At 57.6% G+C, this 12,606-nt stretch carries 7 protein-coding genes; all 7 read right to left on the bottom strand.

Going from position 1 to position 12,606, the window contains the following annotated elements; genetic code table 11:
• Nucleotides 1-9: 9 nt before the first annotated feature.
• The 7 genes from QWJ20_RS16340 to QWJ20_RS16310 all read right to left on the bottom strand — a co-directional run bounded on the left by QWJ20_RS16340 (nt 10) and on the right by QWJ20_RS16310 (nt 12,377).
• Entirely contained in the window at nt 10-654 is a 645-nt protein-coding gene (locus tag QWJ20_RS16340; protein ID WP_433993021.1) for a Vat family streptogramin A O-acetyltransferase, read from the bottom strand.
• Between the two features lie 30 nt (nt 655-684).
• Entirely contained in the window at nt 685-1,413 is a 729-nt protein-coding gene (baeR, locus tag QWJ20_RS16335; RefSeq protein ID WP_174871609.1) for a two-component system response regulator BaeR, read from the bottom strand.
• A 33-nt stretch (nt 1,414-1,446) separates the two neighbouring features.
• The gene (gene baeS, locus QWJ20_RS16330; RefSeq protein WP_174871608.1) at nt 1,447-2,814 is read right to left on the bottom strand and encodes a two-component system sensor histidine kinase BaeS; all 1,368 of its coding nucleotides are present in this window, start codon (nt 2,812-2,814) and stop codon (nt 1,447-1,449) included.
• Between the two features lie 7 nt (nt 2,815-2,821).
• Nucleotides 2,822-4,222: an MFS transporter gene (locus QWJ20_RS16325; protein ID WP_120358643.1), complete on the bottom strand. Its 1,401-nt coding sequence runs from the start codon at nt 4,220-4,222 to the stop codon at nt 2,822-2,824.
• Between the two features lie 720 nt (nt 4,223-4,942).
• Nucleotides 4,943-8,023, bottom strand: coding sequence for a multidrug efflux RND transporter permease subunit MdtC (mdtC, locus tag QWJ20_RS16320; protein ID WP_433993020.1), 3,081 nt, complete (start codon nt 8,021-8,023; stop codon nt 4,943-4,945).
• Complete coding sequence (locus tag QWJ20_RS16315; RefSeq protein WP_275209652.1) at nt 8,020-11,142, bottom strand: MdtB/MuxB family multidrug efflux RND transporter permease subunit; 3,123 nt, start codon at nt 11,140-11,142, stop codon at nt 8,020-8,022. Before QWJ20_RS16315 ends, mdtC begins: the two co-directional genes overlap by 4 nt.
• Nucleotides 11,142-12,377, bottom strand: a complete 1,236-nt coding sequence (locus tag QWJ20_RS16310) for an MdtA/MuxA family multidrug efflux RND transporter periplasmic adaptor subunit (protein ID WP_433993019.1) — start codon at nt 12,375-12,377, stop codon at nt 11,142-11,144. Before QWJ20_RS16310 ends, QWJ20_RS16315 begins: the two co-directional genes overlap by 1 nt.
• Nucleotides 12,378-12,606 lie beyond the last annotated feature (229 nt).

The raw sequence follows: 12,606 nt of genomic DNA, 5'->3' as shown, positions 1-12,606 counted from the left end.
GGAAGACGGTTATTCGGACAGATGGCCAGCTTGCAGTGCGGCAACATCGCCAGCTGCGATGATGTCCAGATGACGCGTGATTTTTTCTATCGGCCAGTCCCACCAGCACAGCGTTTCCAGTGCCTCGATGACGTCCGGCGCAAAACGCGGCTTCAGGATTTTGGCCGGATTGCCGCCAACGACCGTATAAGCGGGCACATCGGTGGTGACCACGGCGCGTGACGCAATGATGGCGCCATTTCCAATGCGGATACCGGGCATGATCAGCGCGTCATAGCCAATCCAGACATCATTGCCGATGATCGTGTCGCCTTTGTAAGGCAGATCGCCGGGCTTGGGCGTCACTTTTTCCCAGCCGTTGCCAAAAATCTGAAACGGGTAAGTCGACAGGCCGGAAAGCCGATGATTGGCCCCGTTCATGATAAATTTTGCGCCACGCGCGATAGCGCAAAACTTACCGATGATTAATTTATCGCCGAGAAACGGATAGTGGTAGAGCACATTTTGCTTGAAATTTTCCACGCCATCGGGATCGTCATAATAGGTGTAGTCGCCAATTTCAATATTCGGGTTGGTGACAATGTTCTTGATGAAACACACTTGGGGGAAACCGGCCATGGGGTAGCGGTTATCAGGGTCTGGTCCGTTCAACATGGTCTCCATAACATCATAAGGCGGTGGGCGTTATACCTCATTACAGGGCGCGGCTTCCCAGCGATAGCCGATGCCGTATACCGTGCGGATAAATGAGGTCTCTTCGTCCAACTGTTCCAGCTTGCGACGCAGGTTTTTGATGTGGCTATCGATGGTGCGGTCGGTCACGACGCGGTAATCGTCGTAGAGCTTATCCAGCAGCGCCTCGCGGGAAAATACCTTGCCCGGCTCGGTGGAAAGCGTCTTGAGCAGGCGAAACTCCGCCGGCGTGAGATCGAGATTCTGCCCCAGATAGCTGGCCTGAAAGCCGCTTTTATCAATCAACAGGGCCGTTTCGGTTTTCTCGACGGTTTTCAGCCCGTCATTCTGCCAGCCGCAGCGGCGCAACAGCGTTCTGACGCGCACGACCACTTCGCGCGGGCTAAAGGGCTTACAAATATAGTCATCGGCACCAATTTCCAGTCCCAGCAGGCGATCGATCTCTTCGCTGCGGGCGGTGACCATGATAATCGGCACGTTGGAAAACTGGCGGATGGTGCGGCAGAGCGTCAGGCCGTCGCAGCCCGGCAGCATTAAATCCAGCAAAATGAGGGAAGGGGAATGCTGCCGCACCCACTCGACGACCTCATTGCCGTTGGGCAGCCAATGTGTGGCATAGTCCGCTGCTTGAAGGTAATCCACCAGCAGTTGTCCCAATTTGGGCTCATCTTCGACGATCAGAATCGGTGATGCCATAGCGAAATCGGGTGCGGTTGTCATAGCTCTGCTTATCTTCGGTGTCGGGAGTCGATCTTAATCAGGTTCGTGCAAGGGAAGCTCGATGGTAATCATCACTCCCCCTAATGGCGAATGTTCAGCATACAGCCGTCCGCTATGCGCCTCAACGATATTATTGCAGATAGCCAGCCCCAGACCGGAGCCGCCGCTGGCGCGGTTGCGCGAACTTTCCGCACGGTAAAAACGCTCGAAAATCAGCGTGAGCTGCTCGTCGGTCACGCCGGGGGCGCTGTCCTGCCAGATAATCGCCCAGCGTTTATGCTGCTGAATAACCGTAATGGTCAACTGACCCTGCTCATCAGTGTAGCGCAGACTGTTTTCCAGCAAATTGTTAAACAGCTGACTTAGCCGGTCTGGATCGCCAAAGACGCCCGCCTGCGCGGGTAAATCGGTGGTGAGCGTAATCTGCTTTTTCTGGAAACGTTCATGAAACGCGGCGATAGCAATATGCAGAATTTGCACCACGTCCACAGACGCCTTGCGGTAGGCCAGCGCCCCACGATCGGACAGGGTGAGTTGATGCAGGTCGTCCACCAGTTTGGTGAGCGTCGTGACCTCAGACTGGAGCGAATGCAGAGAGTGTGAGTCGGGCTTGCGCACGCCGTCCTGCAAGGCTTCCAGCTCGCCACGCAGCACCGCCAGCGGCGTGCGCAGTTCATGAGAGACGTCAGCCATAAACGCGCGGCGAGACTGCTCGTTTTTTTCCAGCGTGATGGCAAGCTGATTGAAATCCTGCGCCAGCCTGCCCAGCTCATCGTGCGAGCTTGCCGTCACTCGGGTGCTAAAATCGCCCGAGGCCAAACTGTGCATACCGCTGACCAGCCGCTTGACGGGCGCGAGCAGGCCGCGCGCGGTCAGCCAGGTGGCGATAATCGCGAGCAGCGTAGAGAGTGCGACAATCAGCCAACTGGTGCGCTGCTGCTGCTGATCGAAACTGATGTCGGCGTTGCGGGTCAGGCGTTCAACGGGCGAGGCAACAATCCAGCCGACCGTCTGATTTTGTACCTGAATCGGCTGCCAGGTCCCTTCATTCGGGATTGGTGCCGGAGAGCCGAACAGCTTGCGTTTGCTGGTATCCAGCACCCAGAGGCGCACTCGCAGCCCCTGCATGCTGTTGTCGGTGTCGTTGTTCTGGTCCAGCGAGTGCAGCATTTTGAACACCAGACGCTCATTGTTGCGCAGGAATGACCAGTCGCCGTGCAGCTGATATTGCTCCGCCAGCGCATCGCGCAGCTGCGTGACCCGCTGTTCGTTGCCGCGCTTAATGTAGTCGATAAAGCCGCGCTCGAAGCTGGCGCGCACGCCCCAGTGCATAGTAATCAGCACCAGCATGCAGGTGGCGAATATCGCGAGAAACAGCTTGGCGGTGATTCCGAATTTCATGACAACCTCACGATTTGCGCGGCAGCGTGGACTGCTTGACGCCGTCCGTCGGGACGCGATTAAAAATCAACACGGGCAGGGCGATGATGACGATCATGCTGAGATAGGTGTAAATAAACACCATATGCGTTTCTCCGCTGCCCGCCGCCATGTGCGGCTGGGAAAACATGCCGAGCAGAATGCCTGCGATACTGACGCCGAGGCTGGTGGACAGTTGCATGGTCATCGACAGCAGACTATTCCCGCCGCTGGCGAGCGTATCCGGCAGATCTTTCAGTGTTAGCGTGTTCATGGTGGAGAAGCGAACGGCGTTCACCGTACCGAGGAAGAACAGCACAATCGGGATCATCCAGATCCATTTCATCAGCGCAACCAGAGCAAACAGCGCCGTGACCAGCGCCAGCAGCAGCGTGGAGACAATCAGCACGCGGCGGTAGCCGAGTCGGTTAACGACCTGCACCACGATCCGCTTCATTCCCATGCTGCCTAGCACCATTGGCACCATCATCAGGCCGGCGTGGAACGGAGAGAATCCCATTCCCAACTGTAAAAACAGCGGCGTCATAAACGGTAACATACCGCTGCCGATGCGCGCCAATAGCCCACCGCTCAGGCCGATGGAGAAGGTCGGCGTGTCGAATAGATGCAGATTAAACAGCGCCCGTTTGTTGTGACGAGCGTGCAGCCAATAGCTCAATAGCGCGATCAGCCCGACGGTGATTAACGCAAAAATGGCAATCGGCGGAATGCCCAGACTGCGGTTGCCGTCCAGCGCCAATGTCAGCGTAGCCATACCGACGGCAAGCCAGAGGAAGCCGCTGATGTCAAAGCGCTGCGTCCGCATGGTGTAATTGGGCATCAGGAACCAGGTGGCCAGCGCGCCGATGATGCCAACAGGCAGATTGATGAGGAAGATCCAGTGCCAGCTGGCGTATTCCACCAGAAAGCCGCCGAGGGCTGGCCCCATTAATGGGCCAATCTGGCCGGGCAGCGTCACGAATGTCATCGCCGCCATATACTGATCGCGCGGAACGATTTTCATCACCGTCAGCCGGCCAACCGGCACCATCATCGCGCCGCCAATACCCTGAATGACGCGGGAAACCAGCAGTTCATTCAGCGTTTCCGAACGGGCGCACAGCAGCGATCCGAGTGTAAACAGCAGAATCGCGGTGAAAAAGATGTTCTTCACGCCGATGCGATCGGCCAGCCAGCCGCTGGCAGGCAGCATCACCGCAACGGTCAGCACATAGGAAACAATCACCGAATGCATATGCAGCGGGCTTTCATTCAGACTCGCGGCCATCGAAGGCAGCGCGGTATTCACGATGGTGGTATCCAGCGTCTGCATAAAGAAGCCAAAGGCAACAATCCAGAGCTGCCAGCGGACGGAAGCCGGTTGGGTCATATTCCCTGACCCTCTGGATTGTTGAATACATTGGGCATAGTCGGTGGTGTCCTCACATTTCGCATGGTGCTCTCAAAGCACGAATATTATTATCTCGGAGAGGTTTCGTGCGCTTAACATTTATTTTTCTCTGCATGCTTTCTGTATGCGCACGACACAGGGGCGCTCAGTCGCCGCCGCCCTGTGAACCCAGGCTGTTTGGCGGGAAATGATGCCGCTTCGCGATTCCTTCGTCGTCAATGCTCTCTTGTTCGGACCGCCGCTGACGCGTTCCCGACGCGGCAGCGGCTTTCGCGGCGTCCTGCCGCTCATCCGAGAGATCATCTTCTCCTCAGCATCATTTACGCCAAGGTGGGAGTACGTTGCGAGCTATATATTCCTTTTCTGTTACTTCGTGTGCTTAACATTTTTTCCTGGCGTAAAAAATTGTACTGAGACGGAAGCTGGCTCACGGGTGAGTGGCATGGACGCCACGAAAGACAGTGCCGCGCCGGGAGCGCGTCACTGGCGGCCCGTAAAGAGACGGCTTTCGGTGAAGGCACCGCGTAGCGGTACAATTTAGCGCCACAAGCCAGGGTTCCAAGGGCGACGGCAATTGAGCCGCCCTTGGTCGGGCGCGTTCGGGGCGCTACTAGAAAAACAGTGAACGTTAAGCGCACGAAATATCCCCATAAATAGCATATTAATTAGATAGCTAACGCTAATCCTATTCCTATTCCGTCACGACAGTGACAAATCCTTCCCCGGTGCTTTGCGCCGAATATTCCTCAGCTTGTCGAAAAATAGATACACCACCGGGGTGGTATATAGCGTGAGGATTTGGCTCATCACCAGCCCGCCGACAATCGTGATGCCGAGCGGCTGTCTCAACTCCGCACCGTCGCCGCTGGTCAGCACCAACGGCAGTGCGCCAAACAGCGCGGCTAACGTGGTCATCATAATCGGGCGGAAACGCAGCAGGCAGGCCTGGAAAATCGCGTCCTGCGCGCTCAACCCGCCGCTGCGCTGTGCCACCAGCGCGAAATCCACCATCATGATCGCGTTCTTCTTCACGATCCCAATCAACAGCATGATGCCAATCAGCGCCACCAGACTAAACGGTGCACCGAACCACTCCAGCGCCAGCAGTGCGCCCACGCCCGCCGAGGGCAGGGTGGACAGAATCGTCAGCGGATGCACGTAGCTCTCATACAGCACGCCGAGCACGATATACACGGTGATAATCGCCGCCAGAATCAGCAACAACTGGGAAGACTGCGACTGCTGGAACGCCTGCGCGGTACCGGAGAACTGGCCGCGTACCGCTGATGGCACGCCCAGCGACGTCATGGTTCTTTCTATCGCCGCCGTCGCGCTGGACAGATCGGTGCCTTCCGGCAGGTTAAAAGAGATCGTCGAGGCGGCAGACAGTCCCTGATGGTTCACCGACAGCGGGGCGTTGATCGGCTTCCAACTGGCGAAGTAAGAGAGCGGAATGGGCTTACCTTCGTTATTGATCACGAACATCTTGTCCAGTGAACTGACGTCCTGCGTGTAGGCGTCGTCCACTTCCATCACTACCTTATATTGGTTTAGTGGCTGGTAAATGGTCGAAATCTGACGCTGTCCGAAGGCGTTATTGAGCAGCGCGTTAGCGGCAGAGACGCTGATGCCAAGCTGCGCCATTGCATCGCGATCGTAGGTGAGCGCCATTTCCGCGCCTTTATCCTGCTGATCGGAGTTCACATCGGCCAGCTCAGGCAGTTTGCTGAAAGCAGCACGAATCTTGGGTTCCCAGATGCGCAGCTCGCTCAAATCGTCAGACAGCAGCGTGTACTGATACCCGGCGCTCGCTTCCCGCCCGCCGATACGAATATCCTGCACCGGCATTAAAAACAGGTTGGCACCGGGTTCTTTTGCCAGCTTGACGCGCAGGCGGCTGATCACCTGCTGTGCCGACACATCTCGCTCGGACAATGGCTTAAGTGAGATAAACATCGACCCGCTGTTGGTACGTGATCCGCCGGTAAACCCGTTCACGTTATCCACCGCCGGGTCGCTGCTGACAATGGTCATGAAGTTCTGGAGTTTCACCGTCATGGCCTGAAAAGAAATGCTCTGGTCGGCCTGAATGAAGCCCATCAGCCGGCCCGTATCCTGTTCCGGAAAGAAGGTCTTCGGAATGCTGATATACAGCCAGACGTTGAGCGCGATGGTGCCCAGCAGGAGCAGCAACACCCAGCGTGCATGGTTGAGTACCCACTTCAGCGAGCGTCCATAGCCTTGTTGCATAGCTAGCAATACACGATTAAAACCACGGGTGCGCGGCTGACTGCGTTTGGGCACGGCGCGCAGCAGTCGTGCACACAGCATCGGCGTGAGCGTGAGTGAGATCAGCAGCGAAATCATGATCGCCGCTGACAGTGTGACGGCGAATTCACGGAATAGCCTCCCCGGCAAGCCGTCCATCAGCAGCAGCGGGATGAACACCGCAACCAGCGACAGGCTCATGGACAAGACGGTGAACCCCACTTCGCGCACGCCCTGAAGCGACGCTTGTAGCGGCTTCATGCCCGCTTCGATGTGGCGGGAAATATTCTCCAGTACCACGATGGCGTCATCCACCACGAAGCCGGTGGCGATGGTGAGCGCCATCAGCGACAGGTTATTCAGGCTAAAGCCGCACAGATACATCGCCGCAAAGGTGCCGATCAGCGATACCGGGACGGCCAGTGCCGGAATAGCGGTGGCGCGGCCGGAACGCAGGAACAGGAAGACGACCAGAATAACCAGCGCGACGGCGATAATCAGCGACTGCTCGACTTCCGCCAACGAGGCGCGAATGGTGGGCGAACGATCCTGCGCGACATCCAGCTGTATTTCGGCAGGCAGGCTGGCGCGCAGCTCCGGCATCGCGGCGCGGATATTGTCTACCGTGGTAATAATGTTGGCATCCGGCGCGCGTCGAATCATCACCAGAATCGCAGGCTTCGAGTTTGCCATCCCCGCGTTACGGGAATTCTGCACCGAATCTTCTACCGTGGCGACGTCGCTCAGGCGGACGGCAGCGCCGTTGTTGTAGTGGATAATCAGCGGCGCGTAGGCATCGGCGGTTTTGAGTTCATCGTTGGTTTGTATCTGCCAGCTTTTCTGGCTGTTTTCCACATTCCCCAGCGGCTGACGCACGTTTGCCTGCGCGATAGCCTGCCGTACCTCATCGAGGGAAATGCCTTGATTAAACAGCGCCACCGGATTCAGCGCGACGCGTACGGCAGGGAGTGAACTCCCGCCGATGGAGACATCGCCGACGCCTTCCATTTGAGAGATTTTCTGCGATAGCTGGGTAGACGCAAAGTCGTACAGCTGCCCCTGGCTGTAGGTGTCCGAGGTCAGCGTCAGGATCATGACGGGGGCGTCGGACGGATTGACTTTGCGGTAGGTCGGGCGGCTGGACATGCCGGACGGCAACAGGTTTTGTGCCGCGTTAATGGCCGCCTGTACATCACGCGCCGCGCCGTTGATATCCCTGTCGAGGTTAAACACCAGAATGACGCGCGTGCTGCCGAGCGAGCTGGCGGAGGTCATTTCGCTAACGCCTGCGATCCTGCCGAGCGCGCGTTCCAGCGGCGTGGCGACGGCAGAAGCCATGGTTTCCGGCGAGGCACCGGGCAGCGAGGCGCTGACCGAGATCACCGGGAAATCCACCTGCGGCAGCGGTGACACTGGCAACAGGCGGAAACCCAATACGCCACAGAGCGCGATGGCCAGCGTCAGCAGCAGGGTGGCGACGGGGCGGTGGATGAACAGGGCGAAGAACTTCACTCGGTTTCTTCCTCCTGACGCGGCGCACGGCGGAAACGCGTCGCCAGACGATCAAACAGCAGGTAGATAACCGGTGTCGTAAACAGCGTCAGGATTTGGCTCATGATCAGACCGCCGACCATACAGATCCCCAGCGGCTGGCGTAGCTCCGCGCCGACGCCGGTGCTCAGCATCAGCGGCAGCGCACTCAGCAGCGCCGCCATGGTGGTCATCAGAATCGGCCGGAAACGCAGCAGACAGGCCTGATAAATCGCGTCATACGGTTTCATGCCCTGTTCTCGCTCCGCCGCCAGCGCGAAGTCGATCATCATGATGGCGTTTTTCTTCACGATCCCGATGAGCAATATGATCCCGATAATGGCAATCACATCCAGCTCATTCCCCGCCATCATCAGCGCCAGCAGTGCGCCGACGCCCGCCGTGGGCAGCGTAGACAAGATGGTGATCGGATGAATAAAGCTTTCGTACAGCACGCCGAGCACAATGTACATCGCGACAATCGCCGCCACGATCAGCCAGACGGTGCTGCTCAACGCCGACTGGAACGCCAGCGTACTGCCCTGGAAACGGGTAGTGATATCCGCCGGCAGGTTCATTTGTTGCTCGGTCTGTGTGATGGCATCAACCGCTTCGCCCAGCGCATAGCCTTTCGCGACGTTGAAGGAGATCGTCGTCGACGGGAACTGGTCGATATGGTTGATCGCCAGCGGCCCCTGACGCTCCTCAATGGTAGCAATGCTGCTAAGCGGAATCGTCCCGCCGTCGCTGCTAATGAGGCGCACGTCATTCAGCGCGTCCAGACCGGTGTTGTTCGTCGTATCGTGCTCCAGCACCACGCGATACTGGCTGGCCTGCGTATAGATGGTGGAAACCAGTCGCTGACCAAAGGCGTTGTACAGCGCGCTGTCGACCTGTGACATCGTGATGCCCAGACGGCTGGCGCTGTCGCGATTCACGTTGACATAAGCGACCGCCGCGCCGTCTTGCCAGTCGCTGCTGACATCTTCTAGCTGCGGCAGCTTTTTCAGTTCGGTCATCAGCTTGGGAACCCACTGGCTCAGCTCGTCCAGCGACATCGCTTGCAAGGTAAACTGGTACTGCGTGCGGCTGATTTGAGTGTCGATGGTGAGATCCTGCACCGGTTGCAGATACAGCTGGATGCCGGGGATCTGTGCCGTTTGCTGTTGCAAACGACTGATGATCTCTGGAATACGTTCGCTGCGTTCACTAAGTGGTTTCAGGTTGATTTGCAGTCGGCCGCTGTTTAGCGCGGCATTCGTTCCGTCAACGCCGATGAACGAGGACACGCTCTCCACCGCCGGATCTTTCATGATGATAGACGCGACGCGCTGCTGGCGGTCGGCCATATTGCTGAACGAGACCGTCTGCGGTGCCTGCACGGTGCCCTGAATGATGCCGTTATCCTGTATCGGGAAGAAGCCTTTCGGGATCCAGATATAGAGCAAAACTGTCAGCAACAGCGTACCCAACGCGACGCTAAGCGTCAGCCACGGATGGTTCAGCACTTTGCGCAGCCAGACGCCATAGGCATCAATCAGGCGAGTGAAGAAACGTTCGCTGGCGCGGGTAAAACGGTTCTGTTTACGCAGCGACTGATGGCTCAGCATTCGGGCGCACATCATGGGCGTTAGCGTGAGCGACACGACGGCGGAAATCAGGATAGACACCGCCAGCGTGACGGCAAATTCGCGGAATAGGCGTCCAACGATATCGCCCATAAACAGCAGCGGGATCAGCACGGCGATGAGGGAAAACGTCAGAGAGATAATGGTGAAGCCGATTTCTCCCGCGCCTTTCAGCGCCGCGTTAAGCGGCTTTTCCCCTTTTTCGATATAGCGGGCGATGTTTTCAATCACCACGATGGCATCATCCACCACAAAACCGGTGGCGATGGTGAGCGCCATGAGCGTCAGGTTATTGATGGAGAAGCCGAGAAAATACATCGCAGCAAAGGTGCCAATCAACGACAGCGGCACGGCAATGCTGGGGATCAGCGTAGCAACGGCGTTACGCAAGAACAGGTAAATCACCATCACGACCAGCGCGATAGCCAGCAGCAGCTCGAACTGGACGTCTTTCACCGAGGCACGAATGCTGGTGGTACGGTCAGTCAGCGTGGTGACCTCGACGGAGTTCGGCAGGCTGGCTTTCAACGCGGGCAGCATCTTGCTAATACTGTCTGTCGTCGTGATGACGTTGGCACCCGGCTGGCGCTGAACGTTGATAATGATCGCCTGCTGCCGATTCGCCCAGGCACCGAGATGAATATTCTCGGCTGCCTGCTCAATCGTTGCGACATCCTGAAGCCGCACCGGCGCGCCGTTTTTCCACGCGACAATCAGCTTGCGGTAATCATCAACGGATTTCATCTGATCGTTGGCGGAGAGCGTGACCGAGCGCGTAGGGCCGTCCAGACTCCCCTTGGCGGAATTCACGTTGGCAGCAGTAATCGCGGTGCGGATCGTTTCGCTGGTCAAGCCGTACGCCGCCAGTGCTGGCGCGTTCAGCCTTACCCGTACCGCCGGACGCTGCCCACCGGCTAACGACACCAGTCCGACGCCTGCCACCTGCGAGATTTTCTGCGCGATGCGGTTGTCCACCATGTCCTGCACCTGCGTCATCGACATAGCGCTGGAGGTGACGGCCAGCGTCATGATCGGCGGATCCGCCGGATTCACTTTGCTGTAGGTCGGTGGATAGGGCAGATCGTTAGGCAGCAGGTTGCTGGCTGCATTGATGGCGGCCTGCACATCCTGTTCGGCAACGTCCAGCGATAGCTCAAGCTGGAATTGAAGCGTGATAACGGATGCGCCGCCTGCGCTCTGCGTCGACATCTGTTTCAGCCCTGACATTTGGCCGAACTGCCGCTCCAGCGGCGCGGTAATCGCGGAAGTCACCACGTCGGGGCTGGCACCGGGATACAGGGTAATAACCTGAATCGTCGGGTAATCGACTTCGGGCAGGGCAGAAACTGGCAGCGCCCGATAGCCGATAATACCGGCCAGCAGAATGGCGATCATTAGCAGCGTCGTAGCGACCGGACGCAGAATAAACAGGCGTGACGGCCCACCGCCGCTGGCTGGAACGGTATCCTGCATCAGGATTTCTCCCCAGCGATGGCAGGCGTTTTCTCCGTCAGCGCTGAAGGTACGATTTCTACTTTTGCCCCTTCGGTCAGGCGGTCGATACCGTCAGTCACGACCTGAACATTGGCGTCCAGCCCGGCGGTCACCACAACCAGCTGGCCATACTGAATGCTGGTGGTCACCTGACGCTTACTCACTTCATTTTTATCATTCAAAATCCAGACGAAGCGGCCTTCATTGCCCATTTGTACGGCGGCGGACGGCGCGACGACGGCGTTTTTCAGCGTGTCGACCTTCATACGGATATTCACGAACTGGTTCGGGAACAGGGCATCGTCCAGATTGTCAAAACGCGCTTTGAGTTTGATCGTGCCCGTCGTGGCGTCGATCTGGTTATCCATGCTCAGCAGGATGCCCTGCGAAAGTATCTTCTGATTGGCGCGATCCCAGGCTTCCACCACGGGCGGCTGACCTGATTTCTGCGCGCTCAGGATTGTAGAGATTTCCGCTTCTGGCACGGTAAAGACGACATCGATAGGGTACGTTTGCGTAATCACGACAATGCCGTTGGTGTCGCCGCTGGTGATGTAATTCCCCACATCAACCTGCTTTAAGCCGATTCGACCACCGATCGGGGCGGTGATTTTGCTGTAATCCAACTGGAGCTGTGCGCTGGCTACGGCACCTTCATCGGCTTTTAGCGTCCCTTCCGCCTGACGAACGGCGGCGGTCTGCGCATCCAGCTCTTGACGGGAGATCAGGTTGGTTTTCACCAACTGCTGATAGCGCGCTAAATCCTGCCGGGCGTTAGCCAGTGCGGCCTGATCTTTTGCCAACTGTCCCTGTGCCTGCGTCAGCTCAACCTGAAAAGGACGAGGGTCGATTTCTGCCAGTAAGTCGCCAGCCTTAACCTGCTGCCCTTCCTGAAAGTGCAACGCCATCAACTGACCGTTCACCCGACTGCGCAGCGTCACGGTATTGGCCGCCGTCACGGTGCCTAAACCGGACAGATAATAGGGCACGGAAGCGGATTGCGTCAGCGCCGCCTGCACGGGGGCCAGCGTGCGCATGGCGGCACGGCGTCCACCGCCGCTGCTGTTGCTTCCCGAATGTGACGTACGGGCGGCGTGCTGCTCACTCGTGCCGGGGGCGGCAGGTGGCGTCTGGGTAAAATGGCGCCAGATCAGTACGGCAATAGCGATAACGGCGGCAAGTACCAGCAGGCCTCGGATACGTTTGGCATTCATAGTGATGGATTACTCTCTCCAGATTGCGCGGGAAGCACGGCGTAGCCGCATACTTCACGCTGCATGTGCGTTGGCTGTCATACCCAGCACGTTAGTAGACCAATGGCCTTATTTTACTAGTTTAAACAGGAGATGCCGGATAAAAATGAAGGAAATGTGGAAGATATGTCAGGGTTTGTAGGAAAAAGAATCCGGCAGCACAAGGCCGCCGGATAGAGATAAGAATTTT

It is taken from the genome of Pectobacterium sp. S5, from assembly GCF_051707265.1.
Lineage (GTDB): Bacteria > Pseudomonadota > Gammaproteobacteria > Enterobacterales > Enterobacteriaceae > Pectobacterium > Pectobacterium polare.
Note: the sequence above shows the minus strand (reverse complement) of the source record. Positions and strands in the feature narration are given on the sequence as shown.